This window comes from Lacisediminihabitans sp., assembly GCF_043726815.1.
GTDB lineage: Bacteria > Actinomycetota > Actinomycetes > Actinomycetales > Microbacteriaceae > Lacisediminihabitans.
The window spans coordinates 38,953-60,519 of the sequence record NZ_JAYSJZ010000071.1 but is presented as its reverse complement, the minus strand read 5'-3'; the positions used below and the strand labels follow the sequence as shown (position 1 = coordinate 60,519).

The 21,567-nt window shown below is 69.9% G+C and carries 28 protein-coding genes; 9 read left to right on the top strand and 19 right to left on the bottom strand.

The window, feature by feature from the left end; all coding sequences use genetic code 11:
- Position 1 precedes the first annotated feature (1 nt).
- Both ACHZD8_RS10880 and ACHZD8_RS10875 read right to left on the bottom strand, forming a co-directional pair.
- Complete coding sequence (locus ACHZD8_RS10880; protein ID WP_394770450.1) at positions 2–496, bottom strand: GNAT family N-acetyltransferase; 495 nt, start codon at positions 494–496, stop codon at positions 2–4.
- A 28-nt stretch (positions 497–524) separates the two neighbouring features.
- On the bottom strand, positions 525–707 hold the full coding sequence (locus ACHZD8_RS10875; protein WP_394770449.1) for a PspC domain-containing protein: 183 nt from the start codon (positions 705–707) through the stop codon (positions 525–527).
- Positions 708–789: 82 nt separating this feature from the next.
- Between ACHZD8_RS10875 and ACHZD8_RS10870 the strand changes: the two genes are divergently transcribed.
- Positions 790–1,419: a DUF1345 domain-containing protein gene (locus ACHZD8_RS10870; RefSeq protein WP_394770448.1), complete on the top strand. Its 630-nt coding sequence runs from the start codon at positions 790–792 to the stop codon at positions 1,417–1,419.
- 2 nt (positions 1,420–1,421) lie between these two features.
- Here the strand turns inward: ACHZD8_RS10870 and ACHZD8_RS10865 are convergent, their stop codons facing one another.
- Genes ACHZD8_RS10865 through ACHZD8_RS10855 form a run of 3 tightly spaced genes read right to left on the bottom strand, consistent with a single transcriptional unit; the run spans position 1,422 to position 2,714 of the window.
- Positions 1,422–2,261, bottom strand: a complete 840-nt coding sequence (locus tag ACHZD8_RS10865) for a DUF3097 domain-containing protein (protein ID WP_394770447.1) — start codon at positions 2,259–2,261, stop codon at positions 1,422–1,424.
- Positions 2,258–2,527, bottom strand: coding sequence for a hypothetical protein (locus tag ACHZD8_RS10860; RefSeq protein ID WP_147783726.1), 270 nt, complete (start codon positions 2,525–2,527; stop codon positions 2,258–2,260). The genes ACHZD8_RS10865 and ACHZD8_RS10860 overlap by 4 nt, the downstream gene beginning before the upstream one ends.
- A 13-nt stretch (positions 2,528–2,540) precedes the next feature.
- On the bottom strand, positions 2,541–2,714 hold the full coding sequence (locus ACHZD8_RS10855; protein ID WP_394770446.1) for a hypothetical protein: 174 nt from the start codon (positions 2,712–2,714) through the stop codon (positions 2,541–2,543).
- An 86-nt stretch (positions 2,715–2,800) separates the two neighbouring features.
- Here ACHZD8_RS10855 and ACHZD8_RS10850 point away from each other — a divergent pair, with 86 nt between their 5' ends.
- On the top strand, positions 2,801–3,094 hold the full coding sequence (locus ACHZD8_RS10850) for a GNAT family N-acetyltransferase (RefSeq protein ID WP_394770445.1): 294 nt from the start codon (positions 2,801–2,803) through the stop codon (positions 3,092–3,094).
- 193 nt (positions 3,095–3,287) lie between these two features.
- Here the strand turns inward: ACHZD8_RS10850 and ACHZD8_RS10845 are convergent, their stop codons facing one another.
- The 7 genes from ACHZD8_RS10845 to ACHZD8_RS10815 all read right to left on the bottom strand — a co-directional run bounded on the left by ACHZD8_RS10845 (position 3,288) and on the right by ACHZD8_RS10815 (position 9,265).
- The gene (locus ACHZD8_RS10845; protein ID WP_394770444.1) at positions 3,288–3,668 is read right to left on the bottom strand and encodes a VOC family protein; all 381 of its coding nucleotides are present in this window, start codon (positions 3,666–3,668) and stop codon (positions 3,288–3,290) included.
- A gap of 220 nt (positions 3,669–3,888) precedes the next feature.
- Positions 3,889–4,491 carry a TetR-like C-terminal domain-containing protein gene (locus tag ACHZD8_RS10840; RefSeq protein WP_394770443.1) on the bottom strand — a complete coding sequence of 201 codons (603 nt, stop codon included), beginning with the start codon at positions 4,489–4,491 and terminating at the stop codon, positions 3,889–3,891.
- Positions 4,484–5,344, bottom strand: coding sequence for an alpha/beta fold hydrolase (locus tag ACHZD8_RS10835; RefSeq protein WP_394770442.1), 861 nt, complete (start codon positions 5,342–5,344; stop codon positions 4,484–4,486). The genes ACHZD8_RS10840 and ACHZD8_RS10835 overlap by 8 nt, the downstream gene beginning before the upstream one ends.
- Positions 5,345–5,394: 50 nt before the next feature.
- A complete protein-coding gene (locus ACHZD8_RS10830) occupies positions 5,395–5,682 on the bottom strand; it encodes a hypothetical protein (protein ID WP_394770441.1) in 288 nt (95 codons plus the stop codon).
- Positions 5,679–6,404 (bottom strand): hypothetical protein, encoded by a 726-nt coding sequence (locus ACHZD8_RS10825; RefSeq protein WP_394770440.1) that lies wholly within the window; start codon positions 6,402–6,404, stop codon positions 5,679–5,681. Before ACHZD8_RS10825 ends, ACHZD8_RS10830 begins: the two co-directional genes overlap by 4 nt.
- Before the next feature lie 112 nt (positions 6,405–6,516).
- A complete protein-coding gene (locus ACHZD8_RS10820; protein ID WP_394770439.1) occupies positions 6,517–8,016 on the bottom strand; it encodes a methyltransferase in 1,500 nt (499 codons plus the stop codon).
- A 64-nt stretch (positions 8,017–8,080) separates the two neighbouring features.
- Entirely contained in the window at positions 8,081–9,265 is a 1,185-nt protein-coding gene (locus ACHZD8_RS10815) for a low temperature requirement protein A (RefSeq protein WP_394770438.1), read from the bottom strand.
- Between the two features lie 116 nt (positions 9,266–9,381).
- On the opposite strand from ACHZD8_RS10815, the gene ACHZD8_RS10810 reads away from it, so the two are divergent.
- From ACHZD8_RS10810 to ACHZD8_RS10790, 5 genes are all read left to right on the top strand, one after another.
- Complete coding sequence (locus ACHZD8_RS10810) at positions 9,382–9,876, top strand: FBP domain-containing protein (RefSeq protein ID WP_394770437.1); 495 nt, start codon at positions 9,382–9,384, stop codon at positions 9,874–9,876.
- Positions 9,877–10,191: 315 nt separating this feature from the next.
- Positions 10,192–10,566 carry an ArsR/SmtB family transcription factor gene (locus ACHZD8_RS10805; RefSeq protein WP_394770436.1) on the top strand — a complete coding sequence of 125 codons (375 nt, stop codon included), beginning with the start codon at positions 10,192–10,194 and terminating at the stop codon, positions 10,564–10,566.
- A gap of 4 nt (positions 10,567–10,570) precedes the next feature.
- On the top strand, positions 10,571–11,041 hold the full coding sequence (locus ACHZD8_RS10800; RefSeq protein WP_394770435.1) for an SRPBCC domain-containing protein: 471 nt from the start codon (positions 10,571–10,573) through the stop codon (positions 11,039–11,041).
- Complete coding sequence (locus ACHZD8_RS10795; RefSeq protein ID WP_394770434.1) at positions 11,038–11,859, top strand: alpha/beta fold hydrolase; 822 nt, start codon at positions 11,038–11,040, stop codon at positions 11,857–11,859. The genes ACHZD8_RS10800 and ACHZD8_RS10795 overlap by 4 nt, the downstream gene beginning before the upstream one ends.
- Positions 11,860–11,867: 8 nt before the next feature.
- Complete coding sequence (locus ACHZD8_RS10790; RefSeq protein ID WP_394770433.1) at positions 11,868–12,365, top strand: metallophosphoesterase family protein; 498 nt, start codon at positions 11,868–11,870, stop codon at positions 12,363–12,365.
- 21 nt (positions 12,366–12,386) lie between these two features.
- On the opposite strand, the gene ACHZD8_RS10785 is transcribed toward ACHZD8_RS10790, so the two are convergent.
- The 5 genes from ACHZD8_RS10785 to ACHZD8_RS10765 all read right to left on the bottom strand — a co-directional run bounded on the left by ACHZD8_RS10785 (position 12,387) and on the right by ACHZD8_RS10765 (position 17,142).
- The gene (locus ACHZD8_RS10785) at positions 12,387–12,782 is read right to left on the bottom strand and encodes a DUF3054 domain-containing protein (RefSeq protein ID WP_394770432.1); all 396 of its coding nucleotides are present in this window, start codon (positions 12,780–12,782) and stop codon (positions 12,387–12,389) included.
- A 9-nt stretch (positions 12,783–12,791) separates the two neighbouring features.
- Positions 12,792–14,555, bottom strand: a complete 1,764-nt coding sequence (locus tag ACHZD8_RS10780) for an APC family permease (protein WP_394770431.1) — start codon at positions 14,553–14,555, stop codon at positions 12,792–12,794.
- Between the two features lie 223 nt (positions 14,556–14,778).
- Positions 14,779–15,432 carry a response regulator gene (locus ACHZD8_RS10775; RefSeq protein WP_394770430.1) on the bottom strand — a complete coding sequence of 218 codons (654 nt, stop codon included), beginning with the start codon at positions 15,430–15,432 and terminating at the stop codon, positions 14,779–14,781.
- Complete coding sequence (locus ACHZD8_RS10770; protein WP_394770429.1) at positions 15,429–16,610, bottom strand: sensor histidine kinase; 1,182 nt, start codon at positions 16,608–16,610, stop codon at positions 15,429–15,431. The genes ACHZD8_RS10775 and ACHZD8_RS10770 overlap by 4 nt, the downstream gene beginning before the upstream one ends.
- Positions 16,611–16,617: 7 nt before the next feature.
- The gene (locus tag ACHZD8_RS10765) at positions 16,618–17,142 is read right to left on the bottom strand and encodes a hypothetical protein (protein ID WP_394770428.1); all 525 of its coding nucleotides are present in this window, start codon (positions 17,140–17,142) and stop codon (positions 16,618–16,620) included.
- A gap of 156 nt (positions 17,143–17,298) precedes the next feature.
- Between ACHZD8_RS10765 and ACHZD8_RS10760 the strand changes: the two genes are divergently transcribed.
- Together ACHZD8_RS10760 and ACHZD8_RS10755 are read left to right on the top strand one after the other, a co-directional pair.
- Complete coding sequence (locus tag ACHZD8_RS10760) at positions 17,299–18,189, top strand: helix-turn-helix transcriptional regulator (RefSeq protein WP_394770427.1); 891 nt, start codon at positions 17,299–17,301, stop codon at positions 18,187–18,189.
- Positions 18,186–18,923, top strand: coding sequence for an alpha/beta hydrolase (locus tag ACHZD8_RS10755; RefSeq protein WP_394770426.1), 738 nt, complete (start codon positions 18,186–18,188; stop codon positions 18,921–18,923). The genes ACHZD8_RS10760 and ACHZD8_RS10755 overlap by 4 nt, the downstream gene beginning before the upstream one ends.
- Before the next feature lie 52 nt (positions 18,924–18,975).
- Here ACHZD8_RS10755 and ACHZD8_RS10750 read toward each other — a convergent pair whose 3' ends face one another.
- Both ACHZD8_RS10750 and ACHZD8_RS10745 read right to left on the bottom strand, forming a co-directional pair.
- Positions 18,976–19,845, bottom strand: a complete 870-nt coding sequence (locus ACHZD8_RS10750) for an NAD-dependent epimerase/dehydratase family protein (RefSeq protein ID WP_394770425.1) — start codon at positions 19,843–19,845, stop codon at positions 18,976–18,978.
- 77 nt (positions 19,846–19,922) lie between these two features.
- Complete coding sequence (locus tag ACHZD8_RS10745; RefSeq protein WP_394770424.1) at positions 19,923–21,506, bottom strand: cation:proton antiporter; 1,584 nt, start codon at positions 21,504–21,506, stop codon at positions 19,923–19,925.
- Between the last annotated feature and the right edge of the window lie 61 nt (positions 21,507–21,567).

The following is a 21,567-nucleotide window of genomic DNA, read 5'->3' as shown; positions in this document are numbered from 1 at the left end:
GTTAGAGGGCCGCCGCCAGCAGCGCCACCCGAACGGACCCGCCCTTGGTGTCCTGCTCCCCCACGCGCTCGAATCCGAGTCGCGCGTGAAATGCGAGCGACTCCGGGTTCGGCGGCAGCACATTCACTTCGCAGGTGACCTCCGCCCGGCCCTCCGCCCGGGCGAGGGCGAAGACGGCGTCGTACAGCATCCGCCCGATTCCGGCCCCGCGGGCCGCCTCGCCCACGACGATGCGGTCGACGTAGAGGAAGTCGGTTCCCCGACCCTCGAAGAAGCGGAAGTTCTCGCTCGGGTAGTCGGCGCCGGGCCGCATGCCGATCACGAATCCCCGCACCGTCGACTCGTCGGGCCCGTCGACCGCGACACTGGCGAATCCGGCGACCCGCACCAGTTCGGCCATCTCCTCGATCGAGGTGATGGGAACGGCCGGATGGGCCGCGTCATTGAGGAGCACGACCTGAGCGAGGTCTTGGGCGGTGAGGTTGCGAAGAAGCATGCACCAAGTCTGCCCGCTTCGGAGAGTGCTAGTCGCCCTCGGGCACGAGGATCCAGAGGGCGATATAGATGAGGAACTGGGGCCCGGGGAGGAGGCAGGAGAGCACGAACGCCAGGCGCACGACGGTGGGACTCCAGCCGTAGCGCCTCGCGATGCCGGCGCAGACTCCCGCGATGATTCGTCCCTGTCGTGGTCTCTTCAGTTCAGCCATGCTGCAAGCATTCCACGGCGAGCCTCGGCGCGTTATCGGGTTATCCCCCGAAATCATCGCCGACGGGTGGTCTAATCGGCTCATGCGACAGCGTCACACCACCCTCCGTCTCATGGTCATGCTCCTCGTCGGGGTGATCGCGGCCATCATCACCGGCGCCTTCGGCGAGTGGGTCTACGCGCCCACCGTCGGCTGGGCGGCCGCCGCCCTCGTCTACTCCACCTGGGTCTGGGCCTCGATCGCCCGCCAGGATGCCGCCCAGACCGCGACTCACGCCAGCCGCGAGGAGCCCAATCGGGCGATCGCCGACCTGCTCGTGCTCATCCTCAGCATCGCGAGCCTGTTCGCGGTGGTGGTCGTGCTCGCGAACGCGGCGAACGTGGCCGGCGCCGGCAAGGCGCTGCTGGCGACCCTCGCCCTCGTGAGCGTCGCCCTGTCCTGGATCCTGCTGCACACGCTCTACACGCTGCGCTACGCCCGCCTGTACTACACCTCGGGCAAGGGCATCGACTTCAACCAGGCCGATCCCCCGCAGTACACCGACTTCGCCTACCTCTCGTTCACGCTCGGCATGACCTACCAGGTGTCGGACACCAACATCACCAACCATGCGATCCGCGCCACAGCGCTGCGGCACTCGCTGCTCTCGTTCGTGTTCGGCTCGGTGATTCTGGCGTCGACGATCAACCTGGTCGTCAACCTGACGCACTGAGATCAGGCCGGGGCCGTGACGAAGTCGATGAGCTGCTCCACCCGGCCGAGAACGACCGGCTCCAGGTCGGCGTAGCTGCGCACCCGCCCGAGGATCCGTTGCCAGGCCCGCGCGACGTCCTCCTGGTCGTCGTGCGGCCAGCCGAGCGACTCGCAGATGCCGTGCTTCCACTCGATGCTCCTCGGCACCTCCGGCCAGCGCTCCATGCCGAGGCGCTGCGGCTTCACCGACTGCCAGATGTCGACGAAGGGATGCCCGACCACGAGCACGTTCTCACGGTGCGGACCCCGCGCCACGGCATCCGCGATGCGCGACTCCTTGGATCCCGGCACGAGGTGGTCGACGAGCACTCCCACCCGGCGTCCTGGCCCCGGAGCAAAATCGCTCACGATGGCGGCGAGGTCGTCGACGCCCTCGAGGTACTCCACCACCACTCCCTCGACCCGCAGGTCGGCGCCCCACACCTTCTCCACGAGTTCGGCGTCGTGGCGCCCCTCCACGAAGATGCGGCTGGGCAGCGCAACCCTCGCCCGCGCCCCGTCGACCGCGAAGGATCCGGAGGCGGTGCGCGCGGTGCCCATCGATGCGGCCACCGGCGCGGTGAGCACGACCGGCTCGCCCTCGAGCAGGAATCCGCCGCCGAGCGGAAATAGTCGCACTCCGCCGCGGTAGTCCTCGAGGTGCACCAGCTTGCCTTCGACGCGCAGGACCGCCCCGCAGAATCCGCTGTCCGCCCACTCGATCACGAGATCGCGTTCGGCCGGGATCTGCCGGATGACCTTGCGCCCCGCTCCACGCCAGTCGCCGGCGAGAACGTCTTCCCCGTACCGTTCGAAGGTCACGCGCCGTCGACCGTCGGGGCGAGTTCGAGGTACTTCTCGTGCACCTGGGCCGTCGCGAACGGACCGTCACCCTGAGCGTTCGACTGCGGCTCGTCGAACTGAACCCACCACATCCGTCCGCCGCCGGCACGGCCCCAGACGCCGGCGAGTGCCGAGCCGCCGGAGCGCACGATTATGCCGCCCGGCTCGAACGGCCACGGGGAGGGGTCGGTGGGCGACGCATCCCGCAGATGCACCTGGGCACCGATCCCGAAGTCACCAGCCACGAAGAACTCTCGCTCAGCCGTCGATGCGCTTGAGCAGGTGGAACGGGATCGCCAGCGAGAGCGCCACGGCCACGATGCCGCCGAAGAAGACAACGCCATGCTCCACGCCCGGCTCGAACGCGTAGCCGAAGAGCAGAATGCCGCCGACGAACAGCGCGAGGGCGATGACAAAGGCGACGATCTTCACGGGGGTCCTCCAACGGTCCGGCTGCTGTGCTCCCATCCTACGGAATGGATCGACGACCGCCCGCAGGGACGCTGCATGATGGAAGCATGAAAACGATCGAGGATGTCGGCGGGCGCTACGAGCTTTCCATCGACGGCCAGGCCGTCGCGGTGAGCACCTACCGCGACATCGGGCACCGCCGAGTGTTCCTGCACACCGAAGTCGACCCGGACTACGCCGGCCAGGGGCTCGCCACCGAGCTCATCGAGTGGGCGCTCGGCGACGTGCGCGAGAGGGGACTGCGGATCGTCGCCAAGTGCCCGATGGTGGCCGGGTACCTCACCAGGCACCACCAGTTCGACGACATCGTCGACACCCCTCAGGGCGTCGACGGGCCGTAGCGAGGCCGGGCTTCACCTGGCGCCCGTCGGCTCGCGGCGGGGAAAACTCGTCGCGGAGGGAGTCCCGCCTCCCGCCGCCACGCGGTTTCCCCGCCGCCGGGCGCGCCAACCCCCGCCGCGAGGGGTCGCGCTGGGTCGCGGTGGGTCGAGCGGACTGGGCAGGGCCGGATGCCGGCGGCCGGGAATCCGCCCCTCAGGACTCGGAGAGCACCGAGAGCACGTTGCCGGCCGGGTCGAGGAACCAGGCGATGTCCGGCCCGTTGCCGCGCATGATGCCCTTGGAGTCGAACGGCAGGGTGTCGCTCGGGTAGATGTCCGTCTTGACGCCTCGCGAGTTGAGGTCGTCGACGGCCGACTCCACGTCGTCGACGGTGAAGTTGAGGATGGTGAAGCTGGCCGGCTCGTGATTCGGCTTCGAGTACACGAGCACCGTCGCGCCGCTCTCGAGGTGAAGGTTGAGGAAGCCCATGTCGTTGATGGAGACGCGCATCCCGAGCGTCTCGCCGTAGAACCGTCGTGCGGCCTCGATGTCGTCGACCGAAAACCCGCTGAATGCTCCGCTGCTGGTGAACATGGTCGTGCTCCTTCATTTGTCGTTCAGTGAACGCGCTCCGGGCCTCCCCGGCCGAACTCCCCCGGGCGTCCCTCGAGCCAGAGCGGCTCGATCGGCCGGGAGTGGACGTTACCGGTGGGCATCGGCGCTCCTCCCTGGGTTGGCGCCGCATCCGTCAGCGACGCTCGCCCCAGCTTCGCAACAAACGATGCCCGGCGCAAAGATCAATGCCCTCGAGCCATCACTGGCGACCCGAGTCCTTCAGGCAAAGCCCCTCGATGCCCACCGTGACCGTGTCGACGAGAAGCTCGAAGCTGCGATCGAGGTCGTCGGGAAGCCCGAATCCCCCGCCGAGCTCGAGGACGACGAATCCGTGGACGGCCGAGCGGAGCACCCGGATGACGTCGATCGTCGCCTCGGGGGGAAGGTCGAATCCGCGCAACACACTGGTGATGACGGCGAGCGTCTCTGCGCTCGCGGCGACGAGTCCCGCGTCCAGAGGATCGTCCTGACGTGCGGCGACCTCCGACGCCGCAAAGCGACCCGGGTGCCGACGGGCGAAGTCGCGCAGGGCATCCGCCATCGCCCGCACGGCGTCCGGCCCGGCCCGGCCCGTAGTGGCGGCGGAGATCGCCTTGGTGAGGTCGTTCACCGACGCAATGGCGATCTCCCGCCGCAGGTCGGCGAGCGACGACACGTGCTTGTAGAGGCTCGGCACGGCGATCCCGACCTGGCCGGCGACGGCCGCGAGCGTGAGGTCGCCGAACCCGGGCGCGCCGCCGGCATCGACGAGGTCGACGGCCGCGGCGACGATCGCGGCCCGGTTAAGCCTGGCCCTAGGCACGAGCCGCCCATCCGCCCGCGGCGCCGCCACGAAGGGTGTCCAGGAATTCGAGCGTGCCCGGCACCGTGATCTCGGGACGCTGGGCGTGCGGGTAGTGGCCGGCATCCTCGACGAGCCGGGACTGGCCGCCGAGGCTCGCGATCCACTCGCTCTCGGCCGCGGGGCTCGGGTAATCGGGGTCGAGAGCGCCCACAAGGGCGAGCATCGGCGCCGTCACCTCGCCGAGTCGCTGCTCCACCACCGAGTGGTCGAGCTGCAGGGCGAGCTCGCGGAAGGAGCGAAGCCGACCGGGCTCGGCGAGCATCGAGCGGATCGCCGAGACGTGCTCCTCGAGCCACGGGGCGCGGGTGCCCTTGTTGAGCGACCGGTAGAACGTCGCCCAGAAGGCGCCGCCCCACGGCCGGGCCAGGGCGAGGCGGTAGAGACCCCGGGTCGCGGCGCGGGCGAAGGACGATGAGGGGGCCTCGCGGAGCAGCGGCCCATAGAACACGAGCCCGGCGATCGCCTCCGGGTGCTCGGCGGCGGCCCAGGCGGCGGAGGCCGCCCCCATGGAGTTGCCGAGCACCACGGCCGGCCCGCCGAGCTCGCCGATGAGGGCGAGCAGGTCCTCTCCCGTGGCGATGTCGCCGTGGGTGCGGAAGGTCGTGTCGCTCGCACCGTGACCGCGAAGGTCCATCACGGCGACCCGATAACCGGCGGCGAGCAGTGGGGTGGCGATCTCCCGGTACGACGACCGGAGGTCACCCATGCCGGGGATCGCGACCACGAGCGGTCCGGAGCCCTCGACGGTGTACGAGACGCGGCCCTCGGGGCGGACCAGGTAGTGAATGTTCTGTGCGGTGAAAGTGTCCATAGCCATAAAGCTAATTGCATTAGCCTTTTGGCGCAAGACCCAGTTTTTCCCTAGTGGTCATCGCCCCGGCTGGAGGCGGCGTCCCCGTCCGTGAGGTCGCCCTCCGACTGCCGCTGCGCGCTGGCGGCCTGGTCGAGGTCGGCCTGAATGTCGCCGAGGTCGCCCGCTGCGGGCGACGCCGGCGCCGTCGACGCCGGCGCGGGCGACGCCGAACCGGACGAGCCCGTGGAGGGAACGGATGCCGGGCCGCCCGCCGTCAGGCGGCCCGCGCATCCGGAGAGCACGACCAGGAGGCCGAGCGCCGCGATCGCCGATCGCACGCGGGCCGCCGGCATCACTTGAGGGCCGCCATGATGCTCTTTGCGTCCGCCCGGGCGACCTTCGCCGCCGCGTGGGCCGACACGATCGACGCCCGGATCGGTGCCATCACGGCGTGGTTCGCGTTGTAGTCGGGCGGGGTGACCGCGAGGGCCCTGGCGGCCGTGCCGTCGGCTGCCGCCTTAGCCGCGGCGATCTGCGTCGTCATGTCGGCCAGCTTCGCCTGGAGCTCCGGAGTCGACTTCGACGCGTGCTTGCCGGCGAGTGCCGCGGCGAGCTTCGATTCGGCCGCGGTGAGGCGAGGGATCACCGTGTCGGTGAGGGCGTCCGCCGCCGCGGCGAAGTGCGCCTGCGGCAGGGCGACGGCATAGACCCGGTAGCCCGTGAAGATCGACGCGTAGTCGGTGCGAGCCGTCGCGGCATCCGTGTCTGCCGCGATCTTGGCCGCGAGCGACCTCATCGCCGCGAGATCGGCGTTGAGGGTGCCGAGAATGGTCGACCGATCGGCGTCGGTGAGGGCCGTGTTGGCCGTGACCTTGGGGATGGCGGCATTCAACGAGGCGATTCTCGCGCTCGTCTTCGCGGCGGCCGAGGCCTGGATGGCGGAGAGTTTCGCCGGGGCGCCGACTGCTGAATCGCCCGCCACCGAGTCTGTCGGCGACGCCATCGCCGGAACGGCGCCGGCGGCGAGCGCGGCGAGGGTGAGGGTGCTAACGAGGGCGGTACGGATGATCGGTCTCATGATGCTTGCTCCAACTCGTGCGGTTCATTCCCGTCGAACGACTCGACTCCGTCACTCTGCCGCGCGAATGTTCGGACACAGTGGGCCGGATGTTCGGGGAAGGTAAGGCCGCTCAGACGGCGAGAAAGCCCGTCACCACGAGTTCCCGCACCGCCGGGAGCAGCTCACGCAGCAGCGCCGCCTCATCCACCTCGAGCAGTTGCGCGATCGCCGCGGCGATCGCGCGCACGCTGAGCTCTCCGTCGCAGGCCCCCACGAGGGCCGCGAGCGCGGTGTCGAGGGGCACGGAACGCCCGAAACCGCCGCCCTGGCGGAGGGTCATCACCGTGGGGTCCTGGCTTCCCGGCCAGTAGTGGCGTTCCTCCGTCACGTCGCCGGCCACCGTGAGGCGGGCACGCCCCAGCTCGTCGTCGGTGAGTGCTTCCTGCCAGTCGTGCGCGGCCAGGCTCGCCGCGAGGTGAGGCCCGAGTCCCGAGCCGATGGGACCGCCGAGCCGCTCGAGGCGCCGCAGGGTGCGCTCCCCCGCCGGCCGGCGCAGGGTGAGGTAGCCGAATCCGACGCGGGTCACTCCCCGGGCCTCGAAGTCGTCGAGCCAGGCGCCGTACAGCCTGTCGAACTCGGCACCCGGGCGCGTGCCGCCGTCGCGGATCCAGGTCTCGGCGTACAGCGCGGCATCCTGCACCTCGCGCTCGACGACCCACGCGTCGAGGCCCGTCGCGTCGACCCACGCGCCCACCCGCTCGAGGCCATCCTCGTCGCCGCGGTATTCCCAGTTGCCGAGCAGCTGCGCGACTCCGCCGGGCTGCAGGTGATCGGCGGCACCGGCGATCACCGACGCGACGAGCGCATCGCCGACGAGTCCGCCATCCCGATACTCGTAGGCGGGCACCCCGGCCACCCGGGGAGTGATCACGAACGGCGGGTTCGACACGATGTGACCGAACCGCTCGTCGGCCACGGGGTCGAAGAGGCTGCCGAGGCGGAACTCGATGTTGGGGATGCCGTTGAGCGCGGCGTTGAACCCCGCGATCTGGATCGCCCGGCTCGAGATGTCGGTGGCGACCACCCTCAGGGCGTGGCGCGCGGCGTGCATCGCCTGGATGCCGCACCCGGTGCCCAGGTCGAGCGCGGTCTCCACCCTCGTGCCGATCATGATGCCGCTGAGGGTCGTGGATGCTCCGCCCACGCCGAGCACGTGATCCTCGCGAAGGGCGCCGACGATCGACAGTTCGCCGAGGTCGCTGGCGATCCACCAGCTCACCACCCCGAGCGAGTCGACGAAGCTGTACGGCCGCAGGTCGAGCAGCGCGACGACGACATCGCCATCGCGGCGCACCAGCTCGAGGTCGGCCGCCCCCTGCACCCCGAGCGTGGGCAGGGCGGCACCGGCGCGCACGGCATCGACGGGCAGCCCGAGCACGAAGAGCGAGGCGAGGGTGGCGAGCGCCTCGTCGCCGGGCGCCGGGGCGAGCAGCGCGCGCATGGCCGGAACCCGCTGCCCGCGGTGCAGTGCCGCCGCCGCGGCTTCGCCCCAGAGCGCGTCCATCGCGTCGACGGTGAATCGGGCGCGCTCGAGGTCGGCGCGGAGGAGGGCGATCTGCTCGGTGGTCACCCTGCAATTCAACTGCACCGCGCGGCGTCCGCGGCCCACCCGGTCATCCGTCGTCTGGTGGCGGCTACCGCCGGTAGTAGACCCGCGCTCCGTAGGACGCGGAGACGGCGAGCGCGAGCACGCAGACGAGGAGCGCCGTGAGCGGGTCGAGCGGGATCAGGGCCGCGAGCGCGAGCGCCACGCCCGTGACGGCCTTGATCGTGGGGCTGATCACGGCGTGGGTCGGCTCGTCCGCCGCACGGTCGAGGGTCAGCTCGAGAAGGCAGATGACGACGAGCGTGAGACCGAGGCCCACGAACAGGAGCGCACGATCGTAGCCCGGGAGCGGTTCCCCGGGGGTCGCGGTGAGCACCTCCCCCACGGCCACCCCGACCACGACCACGCCGGTCAGCATCGCGATGTGCAGGTACACCCAGACGAGTGCCGCGTTGAAGCTGGGGCGAGTGGGGCGCCGGGCGATGAAGTCGAAGTAGACCCACCACAGGCCGAAGCCGATGGCGAGGCCCAACGCGGCATCCACGACGGTGGCGACCGAGAGCGCCGCCGTCTCGTTGGCGGTCGCGACGCCGCGGATCACCCCGGCCACGGTCTCGCCGAGCACGATGAGGGTGAGCAGCCCGAACCGCTCCGGAAACTTGTCCCGGCTGATCTGCGGCAGGCTGGTCTGGAAGCGGTTGGTCACCGCGGGGGTGGCGATCTCGACCGCGACCGCCGCGGCCCACATCGCGAGCCTCGCCCCGTCGCTCACAAAGAAGCTCAGCGCGAGAAGCGCGAGCGCCACCACGAACCCGCCGGCGAAGCCGAGGGCCGCCCGCCGAAACCTCCTCTCGTGCGCGCCGGCGCGCAGCCAGAGTGTGATGTTGAGGCCGCGGGCGAGAAAGTACGACCCCACGAAGCCGGCGTAGTTGTGACCGAGACCGTCCTCGCCCCAGACGGCGAGCCCGGCCACCGCGAGGATGGCGATGAAGGTGAAGAGCCGATTCTCGAGGCCGTGCGACTCGAAGCGCTCGGTGTAATAGGTGAAGGCGTTCCAGACCCAGATCACCCCGACGAACTGGAGGCCGAACCGGAGCAGGCCGTCGGCGCCGGCGTGGCCGGCGAGGTCGTGGGCGAGCACCGAGACGATCACCACGAAGACGAGATCGAAGAAGAGCTCGACCCAGCCGACCGGACGGTGCCGATCGCCGTCGTCGCGAAGCACGGGGCGTTCCCAGGCCCGCCGGTCACTTTGCGGGGCGGAAGGGCTCATGATCTGCTCCTCGGGCTCGATGGCACCAATCGTAGGCACGAAATGGCTCATCGGCCGAGGGCGGGGCGATCGGCACGCGACTACGCTGGAAGCACCACCGGCCCGTCGAGGAGATCGTGAAACCGCTCAACGAATCCGACATCCGTTCCAGCATCGTCAACGCCTCTCGGGGCGAGATCGAGCGGATGCCGCTGCCGGGCCTGCACGAGGTGCTCTGGGGCGAGCGCGAATACCTCGGCTGGCGCGATCATCAGGCGCCTCTGCGCGGCTATCTCGTGCATTGGATCGATGACCGGCCGGTGGGGATCATGCTCCGGGCGGCGAGCGGCAGCATGCGCCCGGGCATCTCGGCGATGTGCTCGCTCTGCCGCACCCCGCAGCCGTCCGGGCAGGTGACGCTCTTCTCGGCGGCTCGGGCCGGCCAGGCCGGGCGCGACGGCAACACGATCGGCACCTACATCTGCGCGGACCTCGCCTGCTCGCTCATCATCCGCATCCTGCCGCCGGCGTCACCGGGGCAGCCGGACCCGACCGAGGTCGTGGCCAGGCGGGCCGAGGGGCTTCTCACCCGGGTGCGATCGTTCACCGCCGACGTGATGAAGCCGGCCTAGCCCGCCGCGTGCGCGTTCGGGCCGGCCACCCCGCCCTAGCCGTTCGGCTTGTTCGCGGCCTTCGTCTTCTTGTCGGCGCGCTTTTCCTTGAGGGACTTCGACGCCGCCGTCTTCGCGGTGGACTTCTTCGGTGACTTATCGGCCATGGTGAGCTCCCTCGCGGCAGGGGCCCGTGCGGCTCCCTGTGTGCCTGAGAATACGCGCTTTGCGCGGGGCACGCACGCCGGCGCGGACCAGCCGGCACACTCACGCTTGACTTCTTCCGGACGCACGCTAGTCTGAAACCATTCGTTTCTAAAACCGATTGGTTATCTAATGCCGTCATCCCCGGCCTCCCTCGATCGGCTCACGAGCGTCTTCGCGGCGCTTGCCGACCCGACGCGCCGAGCCATCCTGCAACGCCTCGCCGAGGGTGATGCCAAGGTCGCCGAACTCGCCGCTCCCTTCGCGATGAGCCAGCCCGCCATCTCGAAGCATCTCAAGGTGCTCGAGGGCGCCGGCCTGATCTCGCGCAGCCGAGTCTCGACGGCCCGCTTCAGCCACCTCGAAGCCGAACCGCTCAAGGAGGCGAACGAGTACATGGAGAAGTACCGACGATTCTGGGCCTCCACCCTCGACCGACTGGATGTCGCCCTCGCGGCCTACCAGTCTGCAGCACCCACCGATGACAGCAAACAAACCAAGGAGTAGACCGATGGATAAGACGACTCCACCGACCGTCAGCGACCGTGACGTGTACATCACACGGGCCTTCGCCGCGCCGCGCCGCACGGTCTGGAAGTTCTGGACCTCACCGGAGCACCTCGCGTCGTGGTTCGGGCCGGACGGATTCCACGTGCCGCTCGAGACCGTGACCGTGGAGTTGCGCGAAGGCGGCCGCTGGGACCTCGCCATGGTCGACGAGGCCGGCAACGCCTTCCCGATTCGTGGGCGCATCGTCGCCCTCACCGAGTTCGAGTACCTCGAGATCAGGCTCGATGCCGACACGGGGGTTGGGGACCTCGAAGACGTTGCGCTTCGGGTACGGTTCCACGACCATGGGGAACTCACCCGCGTGACGATCCACCAGGGTCCGTTCACCGACGAGCAGCGCGAACAGACCGCCGAGGGCTGGGAGCTCTCCTTCGTCAAGCTCGACTCGATTCTCGAGGAGGCCGGCCGATGAGCCAGGCTGTCGCAACCATCGCCACCGAGCGTGTCACGAGCGCCGACGGCACGGTGATCGCCTTCGAACGGGTCGGCTCCGGACCGGCCCTCGTGCTCGTGGATGGCGCGCTGTGCTACCGCGACTTCGGCCCGGCCCGGCCGCTGGCCGGCGCGCTCTCCCCGTCGTTCACCGTGTACACCTGGGACCGGCGGGGCCGCGGGGAGAGCGGCGACACGGCGCCATACGCGGTCGAGCGCGAGATCGAGGACCTGAGGGCGGTGATCGCCGCCGCGGGGGGCCAGGCCTTTGTCGTGGGGCAATCGTCCGGCGCCAGTCTCGCCCTCGCGGCATCCGCCCACGGGGTGCCGATGCGCGGCCTCGCCGTCTACGAGCCGCCCTTCGTGGGGCAACGCAGGGTGAAGGGTCGCACCGTCGACTACCTCGCGACCCTCAGGGCCACGCTCGCCCGCGGCGATCGCGCCGGTGCGGTGTCGTATTTCCTGGTGAAGATGGTGGGGGCGCCGGCCTTCGTCCCGCTCATGATGCGTCTGATGCCCCGGGTGTGGAGCAAACTCAAGGGCGTGGCGCACACCCTGCCTTACGACGCGTCGATCATGGGCGACTTCGAGGTTCCGACCGCCGAACTGGCGAAGCTGCGTGTGCCCACCCTCGTTCTGGCGGGCGGCAAGAGCCCCGCACCGATGCGGGAGGGGGTCACGCGCGCCGCTGAGGCGATTCCGGGATCGACGCACCGCATCCTGGACGGCCAGACCCATCAGGTGTCGGAGAAGGCGCTCGCTCCGGAGATCATCGGCTTCTTCGCGACCGCCGGTTAGTCCGACCCGTGTCCACGCGACTGCTGCTGATCAGCGACACTCACGTGCCGGCGCGAGCGCGCGAACTGCCCGCCGCGCTCTGGCACGCGGTTGACGCGGCGGATGTGGTGGTTCACGCGGGCGACTGGGTGGACGTGCCCCTTCTCGACGAGCTGGAGGACCGGGCGAAGCGACTGGTCGGGGTGTGGGGGAACAACGACGGGCCGGCCCTTCGCGACCGGCTGCCCGAGATCGCCCGCGTCACGCTCGACGGCGTGCGGATGGCGGTGGTGCACGAGACCGGCGCCGCGGCGGGCCGCGAGGGCCGAATGGACACGGCCTTTCCGCAGACCGACCTCCTCGTGTTCGGCCACAGTCACATCCCCTGGGACACGACGACTCCCCGCGGCCTGCGCCTGCTCAATCCCGGCTCGCCGACCGACCGTCGGCGCCAGCCGGCCCACACCTTCATGACGGCGGTGCTCGAGGCCGGCGAGCTGCGCGAGGTGGAGCTGGTGCGCCTCTGACCCGGCACCGGCTCGGTCAGGTCAGGCGGCCGGGGTGTGCGCCCGCGCCCGGCGACGCAGCACGATCACGGCGATCCAGCGCCAGCCGAGAAGGAACACCCCGAGCACGATCGTGGCCACGACGACGAAGCTGGTCTGCACGCCCTGACCGCTCAGCACGCGCAGGAGCATGCCCACGATCACCGTGCTGACCCAGACTCCCACCCCGATCCAGGCGATCGACAGCGGATCGCGCCAGGCGCGCGTCGCGACCCAGCCGACGGCGAGGCCCGCTACGAAGGGCCAGAGGGTGTTGAGCGTGCCCAGGATGCCCTCGTTGTGGCTCGCTCGGCCGATCAGCACGAAGACGATCACGAGCACGACGTCGATCGCCCCGAACAGGGTGAGGGACGCCGGGCCGGGTCGCGTGCGGATCATCTCTCAAGCCTATGCCTGGTGTCCCGGCGTCGAGCCGGGCTCGTCGGGGCCGGGAGCCGCGTCATCCGTCGCCTCGTCCACCTCTTCGCCCGTGACGGCGTCCACGGCCGTCTGCCCGGGTGGAAGGTTCGAGAGGTCGGGAGCGATCACGTCGGCCATGCGGCCGGAGTCCGGAAGGCCAAACGCCGGCACCCGCACCGGTCCACCGGCGAGCACGAGGTCGTCCGACCGCCTCGGCAGTGTCTTGCCGCGGAAGAAGTCGGGCTGACGCCACCACCAGATGAGCATCAGCACCGCACCGATCACGAGTCCGCCAACCCCGACCACGGCCTGCGCGCCGATGCCGAAGATGGTCACGTTCTTGCCCTTGTCGTCGACCAGCCAGTCCGGGGCGGCGAACTGGATGAGGCCGTAGACGAACACGGCGAGCAGCATGACCCCGCCGAGCAGCGGGAACAGGCCGCGCATCACAAAGTGCCGGAACGAGGAGGTGAGCGTCTTGCGGTAGAAGTACACGCAGGCGAAGCCCGTGAGACCGTAGTAGAAGGCGATCATGAGGCCGATCGATCCGATCAGGGCGCTCAGCAGGTTGGTGCTGATCAGGGTGAAGATCAGGTAGAACGCCGCCGAGACGATGCCCATGCCGATGGTCGACCAGGTCGGGGTGAGGAACTTCGGGTGGATGCGTGCGAAGTTCTTCGGGATCGCCTTGTACACCGCCATCGAGAGGGCGGTGCGCGCCGTCGGGAGGATGGTGGTCTGCGTGGAGGCGGATGCCGAGGTGAGGATGGAGGCGGCGAGCAGCAGGAGCAGGATGTGCCCGATCACACTGTCCCCGAAGAGCTGCGGACCGATCGCCGAGAACACATCGCTCGCGTTGGCCTCGTTGCCGAGCCCGATGCCCTTCGTGCCGACGCCGGCGAAGGCGACGGCCGCGACGGCGACGAGGGCATAGGTCACGAGCAGCAGCACCGTGCTGATGATCGCGGCCCGGCCCGGAGTCTTGGCCGGGTCCGCGGTCTCCTCGTTCACCGAGACCGCGGTGTCCCAGCCCCAGTAGATGAAGATCGCGGTGAGCATCGCCGGCGCGATCACGCTGCCGAAGTCGAGCGTGAAGGGGTTGAACCAGTCGAGGGTGGGAACTATCGAATAGGGCTCGGCCGTTCCCGTGTACACGCGGATGAGGGCGAAGGCCGCGAAGGCGATGAGCACGATGATCTCGATGCTCAGCAGCACGTACTGGATCCTGGCCGAGATCTCGATTCCTCGATAGCAGATCCAGGTCATGATCGCGATCCAGAGCAGGCCGGCCACGGTGGACCAGAACACGTTGTTGGACAGGTCGGCGACGCCAGGGAAGCCGAGGCCGCCGATGAAGGTGAACGAATACGATCCGGCGACCTGGGCGAGGTTGGCCATCACGATCACGTCGGCGACGATGATCCCCCAGCCGCCCATCCAGCCGGTGATCGGCCCGAACGCGCGAGTGGCCCAGGTGAAGGTGGTGCCGCAGTCCGGCTCCGCCTTGTTGAGCTCCTGGTACGCGACCGCGATGAGATACATCGGAATGAAGGCGAGGAGCACGATGCCGGGGGCCTTCACCCCCGCCAGGAGCGCTCCCCCGCTGGCCACGATGAAGCCCAGGCTCGCCGCGAGGCTGTACGCCGGCGCCGTGGAGGCGACCCCGACCACCACGCTCGAGAGCAGACCGAGCGCACCGCCCTTGAGACCCTTGCTGTCGACTTCGCGGGAAGCCGGAACAGTTGCGGACATGCGCACTCTCCTCGCGTCACGGACGCCGCGAGCGGCGACCACTTCGGGTGGGGACGCTCAGCATTGAACGCCCTGATCGCCTCACACTAATACCGAATCGGCGCGAATTGTCGAAAAGTTTGCTGCGGTTATCGTGCCGTTTTTGAGGCGCGGCTGACGATATGGTCTGCCCGGCTGGCCGATTGCTGCCGAAATGGCCCGTCGAGTCGGATTCGCGGTGCGCTCAGGAGCGCACGGCGGCGATGGCCTGCGCCCGGTCCCTCACGGCGAGCTTGGCGAAGAGCGAGTTGATGTGGGTCTTGACCGTGACGACGCTCACGAACAGGCGAGCCGCGATCTCCGAATTGCTGAGTCCCTCGGCGATGAGGGACAGCACCTCGGCCTCCCGTCGGGTGAGTGCGTCGAATCGCCCCTGCAGGGCCGTCGGCGACAACCGATCGGCCTGCCCGCCCGACAGCCCCCCGATCACGCGGTCGCCGACCTCGCGCGAGAACGTGGATTGACCGTGCGCGACGGCCCGGATCGCGGCCGCGAGTTCCACCCTTCCGACATCCTTGCTGAGGTAGCCGCGGGCCCCGGCCCGCAGCGCGCCGGCGATGGACTCGTCGTCGGCATAGGTCGTCAGCACGAGCACCGCAGACTCTGGACGTTCCGCGAGGATGCGTGCCGTCGCGGTCGTCCCGTCGAGCACCGGCATCCGCAGGTCCATGAGGATCACGTCCGGCGCGAGTTCGGCGGCGAGGCGAACCGCCTGCTCTCCGTCCGCCGCCTCCCCCGCCACCGCCATGTCGGGCAGCAGGGAGAGAACGGTGACGAGGCCGTCGCGCACGATGGCCTGGTCGTCGACGACGAGCACCCGGATGACGTCGGCACTCACGAGCGCAGCACCAGTGCCGTGACGACGAAGGCGCCGTCGCGCTCCCCCGCGGTGACGCTCCCCGACCGAACGGCGGCGAAACGCTCGACCATGCCCTCGAGTCCGTGATGGCCGCCTGACGCCGGATCTGGCAAGTCATGGTCCGCCGGGGCCAGAGGGTTGGAGACACGGAGGGTCACCGAACCCGGTGCCCACTCGAGCGTCGCCGCGACAGGTTGCCCCCTGGCGTGCCTGCGGGCGTTCGTCAACGATTCCTGCATCGCCCGCACCATCGCCTGAGCCGCGTCGGCGGACATCGGCCACTCTGCGCCGCAACTGGTGAATTCGATCCGCCCGCCGAGGGCGCGATGGGCCTCGCCGAGGTCGCCGAGCGAGCGGACGACGGATGCCCCATCCACCGGTTCGCCCGGCCGATCGTCGCGCAGCGCGTCGACAGCGCGGCGCGCCTCAGACAGGCCGCTCGCGGCGAGCGCCCGGGCGTCCCGCACCCGGCTGAACGCCGCATCGGCCTCCCCCGCCTCGAGCAGTGCCTCGACGGCATCCAGTTGGATCACGAGTCCGCCCAGGCTGTGGGCGAGCACGTCGTGGATGTCCCTCGCCACGTGCTGCCGCTCGGCGAGCGCGGCGCCGCGGGCCTGTTCCTCGCGGATCGCGACACGTTCCTCGAGCAGGGCGCGGGACTGGGCATCGGCGGCCCGGAACTGCCGACGGCTGATGCCGGCCAGCGCGGCCACGAGCACCCCGCCCTCCATGGCGACGAAACCGAGCAGCGGAAGGGGGAAGATCAACGCCGCGACGGCCAGGCACGCCGCTGCCGACAGAGCGCCCACTGCGCCGTGCCAGCTGGGTCGGCGCAGGTCGGCGAACAGCCGGAGCACCGCCACCGTTGCAGGGACGATGGCGAGCCCGTTGGTGGGCACCGCCGCAATCGACCCACCGACGACCATCACCCCGAACAGCACGGTGAGGAGGGTGCGGTACCGGCCGGGCAGAAGGGTCGCGACGGCCCAGGCGAGAAGCGACGCGGCCGCCGCGACGGCCACCGCGAGCGGAACGGCAGGCAGGAAGTCGCGCCCGAAGTAGTAGGCGACGACGACGACCCCGAGGAGGTTGAGCGAACGGCTCAACCAGTTCGGGGTCGCGTCGGCGATGGCGCCCGTCGCCGTCTGGCTCGTCATCTCCCCATCATCGCGCTCCGGCGGCCACCGGTGCCACCGAGGCGAGGCGGGACACCCTCGCCCCGATGACCGCGGTGCGGGCGACCCGGTTGGCGGCCACCATGACGAAGATGACCCCGGTCGTCGCGGCGAGGTGGGAGCCGAGGGCGCCGGCCCAGAAGTCGATGCCGACCCGCACCCCGATGAACACGAGCCACAGGGCGAGTCCGACCCATCCCGTGCGGCTCTCGAAGCGAGGCGCGTCCGGGGCATCGTCACCGGGCGAGAACGCCCGGATGTTCGCGATCGCGCCCATCGCGGCGCCGACGCCGAGGGCGATGACGAGTTCGAGGGCGAGGAGCGCGGCGTCGATCGCGGTCATCGAGGATGCGCCGTGCGCGCCGGAGAGCGTGAAGAGCCCGATCGCGGCGAACACGATCGGCAGCCGCCACATCTTTCCGACCAGAATGGGCCGCCAGCTCAGCTGGCGGATGCCGATCCACCCGACGAGAAGCACGATGAGGGCGGCGTTGGCGAGGGTCTGGAGTGTCATGGGCCTGAATTCCGTTCGGTGAATGTGAGGGACGCTCCCAGCCTCGCGAACCGCTCGGCCGGACGGCACCGCCCTGGGGTGGAGAACGGGTGGAGATTTGCCCGCCCGGCCTCCGACACGCCGAACGAGCCCGTCGCCACTGCGTAGTCTGGACCCATGGAATCTGGCAACCGCCTCGGCGAATACCTGCGCGCGAGGCGCGAAATCCTGACTCCAGAGGATGCCGGACTCCCCCAGACGAACCGTCGCCGGGTGCAGGGCCTGCGCCGCGATGAGGCGGCGTCCCTCGCCGGCATCAGCACCGAGTACTACCTGCAGCTCGAACAGGGCGACGACCCGCATCCCTCGGAACAGGTGCTTCGCGGCCTGGCCCGGGCTCTCCAACTCGACGAGCACGCCACCGCGCACCTGCAGCGCCTCGCCCACCCGGGAAGCGGTCGCAGACGGGCCGCTCCGGAGGGGGAACGCGCGTCGGCGAGCATGCAGAACCTCATCGCGTCCTGGACGAATCAGGCCGCCTTCGTGCAGGGCCGGCTCATGGACGTGCTGGCCGCCAATCCGCTCGCCATGGCCCTCTCGCCCATCTACACCCCCGGAGTCAACGGCCTGCGTGCCGCCTTCCTCGACCCGACGATGCGCGAGTTCAATCGCGACTGGGACGACATGGTCGCCCGCACCGTGGCCGGACTTCGGGCGCTCGTCGGCCCGGAGGTCGACGACCCGGACCTCACCCAGCTCGTCGGCGAGCTCTCCGTGCGAAGCGCGGACTTTCGCCGGCTCTGGGCGAGGCAGGATGTGCGTCCCAAGTCCAGCGGCGTCACGCTGCTGCAGCATCCGATCGTGGGACCCCTCGACTTGCAGTACGAAAAGCTCGCGATCGCGGGCACCGAGGGGCAGACCCTGGTGATCTTCCACGCCGAACCCGGCTCGGAATCCGCCGCCGCCCTGCGGCGGCTCGCCGAGACGATCCCGGCGGCTCCGGCGGAAGAGGACGAGCGGGAGCTGACTCCACCGGTCTCGATCGACTCGAAGCGGCGCCAGTTGTGAGCCGAGGGCGACCCCGCCGGCTACTCCTGCGTGCGGTGGTGGCAGCAGCGGTCGTGCTCGTGCTCGTGATCGTGGGCGTCGTCACCTGGGCGAACATCGTGATGGCCGGCGACCGATCGGCCGCCCTCCTGGCCTGGCGCAATCCGGCCGTCTCGATCTCGTCCACGGATCACTCGATCGTCATGGCGCCGGCCACCGGGGCGACCGGCACGGGCCTCGTGTTCATCCCGGGGGCCAAAGTCGACCCGTGCGCCTACCTGTACAAGCTCTCCGGAATCGTGGAGAAGGGCACCACGGTCGTGATCACCAAGCCGACGCTCAACCTCGCCTTCTTCGACCAGCGCCCCCTCGACACCTTCACGGCCGACGCCCCGGCAGTCACGCGCTGGTTCGTGGGCGGCCACTCCCTCGGCGGGGTGCGCGCGTGCATGCTCGCGGACTCGCCGCGGGTCGCCGGCCTCGTGCTGTTCGGCAGCTACTGCGCGAACGACCTGTCGGCAAGTTCGCTCGCGGTGCTCAGCATCGGCGGATCGCGCGACGGGCTGAGCACTCCGGACAAGATCGAGTCCTCGAGCGCCCTCCTGCCCGCCGACGCGACCTTCGTGGAGATCGCCGGGGCGAACCACGCGCGATTCGGCGACTACGGCACGCAGCCCGGCGACGGCACGGCGACGATCTCGAGCTCGAAGGCTCGCGCGGAGATCACCGCGGCGCTCGCCGCCTTCCTCGAGTAGTCCTGCCTCGGGCAGTCCTGGCTCGAGAAGTCGGCGCGCCGGCCTGCCGCTTCTAGGCGCGGGCCGACGTCGCCGCGAGTTCCTCCACGAGACTCGGCCGGCTCGGCGCCCAGCCGAACGCCGCCCGAGCCTTGGCGCCGGTGGCCTGCTGGTCGAGCAGGAGGGCGTCGGCGAACGCCGCGCCGAGGCGATCGCGGGTCGCGTCGGGATCTTCGCCGACCACGGCCCCGTCCGGCCCGACGACGGCCTCGCCGAGCTCGCGCACCGTGGGGTTCTGGCCGCTCGCCGCGATGTAGATCTCACCGCCGGGGGCGCTCTCGAGCGCGACGACATAGAGGTCGGCCAGGTCGTCCACGTGCACGGTGGCCCAGTGCTGATCGCCGCTCCCGATCAGGCGAAGGGCACCGTCCGCCGACAGCGGGGCCTGCGCGATCGTATTGGGAATGCCCTTGCCGTGGCCGTAGACGATGGCGGGGGCGATCACGCTCGCGCGGACTCCGGAGGCGAGCAGTCGGTTCTCCCGCTCCTCTCGCCATGCGGTGATCGCGGGGGCCGCACGGGGTGTGTCCTCGGTGAGGTCGGCACCGTCGCCGTAGACCCAGATTCCGCCGGTGTGCAGGTACGGCTTGTCGGTGCCCGAGTAGGCCGCGATGACCGAATCGATCACGGAGTCGTCGAAGGCGGGGCCGGTCTCGTCTCCCGGAGTGGCGGCGTGGATGAAGCCGTCACTCGAGGCGAGCGCGCCGCTGAGCCAGGCGGTGTCAGGCAGGGAGTGCACGAGCGCGGTCGCCCCGGCGGCCGAGACCGTCGCCGCGGCCTCGTCGCTGCGCACGATCGCCACCACCTTGTGGCCGGCGGCGGTGAGAGCGGACAGGATGGAGGAGCCGACGAAGCCGGTCCCCCCGGAGAGTAGAACGCGCATGGCGATGCCTTTCGGAGTCTCGAACGGGTTTCGTGATCTGCAACTGCGTCGAGGCCGCGATTATTCGCTTCGATCGGCTATTCGTCGATCTCGATCTTCCGGCCGATCACGCGCAGCGCGATCTCCTCGGCGTCGATCGCCGCCAGCACCGCCCGCACGGCATTCTCCTGGTACCTCCCGGCGGCCCGAGCGGAGAGCACGGCCTCCCGCTCGGCGATGATCATCGACAGCCGGAGTCTGCCGAACGCGGCCGGCGACGACTCGTTGCCCACCGGCGTCGGGTTCTCCAACTCGTCGTTGTAGAGGGCGGCGTCCGCCCGCAGGCGCCGGAGCACCGCCTCGCTGTCGGAGTCTGAGGTGCCGGCATCGAGCCAGGAGATGCCCGCGTCGCGCGCCTCGGCCATCAGCATCTGGGCCTCGGTACGCTCCTGCGCGCTGTTGGGAGGAGGCAGCTTGAGCCGGCGGATGATCCACGGCAACGCCAGACCCTGGAGCAACGTGCCGACGACCACCGCGAAGGCCAGAAACTGCAGGAAGGGCCGCTGCGGGGTCTCTTCGGGCAGCAGGAACACGGCGGCGAGAGTGACGACACCGCGGATGCCGGAGAAGCCGACGGCGAAGGTGTTCTTCCAGCTCCACCCGCGATCCCGAAACCGCTTCGGTCCGATGGTGAAGCGCAGCGTCGAGAGCAGCACCCAGACGAACCGGGCGAGCAGGAGGAAGCCGAGCATCGCCAGGCTGATGCCCACCGTCTGCCAGACGCCGATGCCGGAACTCGCGGTGGCCGTCGTGATCGAGTACAGGTTGAGCCCGATGAAGAGGAACACCGAGTTCTCCAGCATGAAGCGGATCGTGCGCCAGTTGAGCGACTCCGCGATGCGCGCCTCGGCCGACTGCACCACCGGTGCCTTCTGCCCGACGATGAGCCCGGCGGTCACGACGGCGAGAACGCCCGAGCCGTGCAGCAACTGCGCCGGGATGAAGGCGACGAACGGGGTGACCAGCGACAGGCAGGTGTCGAGCACCGGCGCCTTGAGTTGGGTGCGAATCGCCGAGACCGCGAACCCGACGGCGACGCCGAAGGCGATCCCCACGATCACCGCGAGCGCGAAGTCGCCGGCCACCCCCAACGGGTTGAGAACCCCGACGATGGCGGTGATCGAGGCCGAGAGCGCCACGAGGGCCGTCGCGTCGTTGAAGAGGCTCTCGCCCTCGATGATCGTCACGAGCCGTCGCGGAAGCCTGAGGCGCCCGGCGATCGCGGTGACGGCCACGGCATCCGTCGGAGCGACGACGGCGGCGAAGGCGAATCCGGTCGCGAGCGTGATGGCCGGAACGATGAGCCAGGTGAAGAAGCCCACGGTGACGACGATGAAGAGCACGAGGCCCACCGAGAGGGCGAGGATGCTGTCGCCGCGAGCCCGCACATCGATGATCGAGGTGCGGATCGCCGCGGCGAAGAGGAGCGGAGGCAACAGGCCGTAGAGCACCAGGTCGGGCTCGAGGTGCACCTGTGGCACCCCCGGCATGAACGAGACGATCGCGCCGACCGCGACGAGGCTGATCGGCGCAGACCAGCCGACCTTGCGGGAGAGTCCGGTGACCGTGACTGTCACCAGGACGAAGGAGACGATCCAGATGATGGTGACCACGGAATCCATGAAAGCCCTTCAGTCGCAACAGGTCGAGAGTAGACGACGCCGGGCCGTCGAGGCGAGCCGC

Excerpts from the sequence above, each read along its gene's own strand:
- ACHZD8_RS10780 (WP_394770431.1), bottom strand. The coding sequence starts at position 14,555 with ATGTCCGCAACTGTTCCGGCTTCCCGCGAAGTCGACAGCAAGGGTCTC.
- ACHZD8_RS10825 (WP_394770440.1), bottom strand. The coding sequence starts at position 6,404 with ATGAGACCGATCATCCGTACCGCCCTCGTTAGCACCCTCACCCTCGCC.
- ACHZD8_RS10875 (WP_394770449.1), bottom strand. The coding sequence starts at position 707 with ATGGCTGAACTGAAGAGACCACGACAGGGACGAATCATCGCGGGAGTC.
- ACHZD8_RS10850 (WP_394770445.1), top strand. The coding sequence starts at position 2,801 with ATGAAAACGATCGAGGATGTCGGCGGGCGCTACGAGCTTTCCATCGAC.
- ACHZD8_RS10785 (WP_394770432.1), bottom strand. The coding sequence starts at position 12,782 with ATGATCCGCACGCGACCCGGCCCGGCGTCCCTCACCCTGTTCGGGGCG.
- ACHZD8_RS10765 (WP_394770428.1), bottom strand. The coding sequence starts at position 17,142 with ATGACACTCCAGACCCTCGCCAACGCCGCCCTCATCGTGCTTCTCGTC.
- ACHZD8_RS10760 (WP_394770427.1), top strand. The coding sequence starts at position 17,299 with ATGGAATCTGGCAACCGCCTCGGCGAATACCTGCGCGCGAGGCGCGAA.
- ACHZD8_RS10795 (WP_394770434.1), top strand. The coding sequence starts at position 11,038 with ATGAGCCAGGCTGTCGCAACCATCGCCACCGAGCGTGTCACGAGCGCC.
- ACHZD8_RS10815 (WP_394770438.1), bottom strand. The coding sequence starts at position 9,265 with ATGAGCCCTTCCGCCCCGCAAAGTGACCGGCGGGCCTGGGAACGCCCC.
- ACHZD8_RS10870 (WP_394770448.1), top strand. The coding sequence starts at position 790 with ATGCGACAGCGTCACACCACCCTCCGTCTCATGGTCATGCTCCTCGTC.
- ACHZD8_RS10745 (WP_394770424.1), bottom strand. The coding sequence starts at position 21,506 with ATGGATTCCGTGGTCACCATCATCTGGATCGTCTCCTTCGTCCTGGTG.
- ACHZD8_RS10845 (WP_394770444.1), bottom strand. The coding sequence starts at position 3,668 with ATGTTCACCAGCAGCGGAGCATTCAGCGGGTTTTCGGTCGACGACATC.
- ACHZD8_RS10750 (WP_394770425.1), bottom strand. The coding sequence starts at position 19,845 with ATGCGCGTTCTACTCTCCGGGGGGACCGGCTTCGTCGGCTCCTCCATC.
- ACHZD8_RS10880 (WP_394770450.1), bottom strand. The coding sequence starts at position 496 with ATGCTTCTTCGCAACCTCACCGCCCAAGACCTCGCTCAGGTCGTGCTC.
- ACHZD8_RS10805 (WP_394770436.1), top strand. The coding sequence starts at position 10,192 with ATGCCGTCATCCCCGGCCTCCCTCGATCGGCTCACGAGCGTCTTCGCG.
- ACHZD8_RS10800 (WP_394770435.1), top strand. The coding sequence starts at position 10,571 with ATGGATAAGACGACTCCACCGACCGTCAGCGACCGTGACGTGTACATC.
- ACHZD8_RS10770 (WP_394770429.1), bottom strand. The coding sequence starts at position 16,610 with ATGACGAGCCAGACGGCGACGGGCGCCATCGCCGACGCGACCCCGAAC.
- ACHZD8_RS10835 (WP_394770442.1), bottom strand. The coding sequence starts at position 5,344 with ATGGACACTTTCACCGCACAGAACATTCACTACCTGGTCCGCCCCGAG.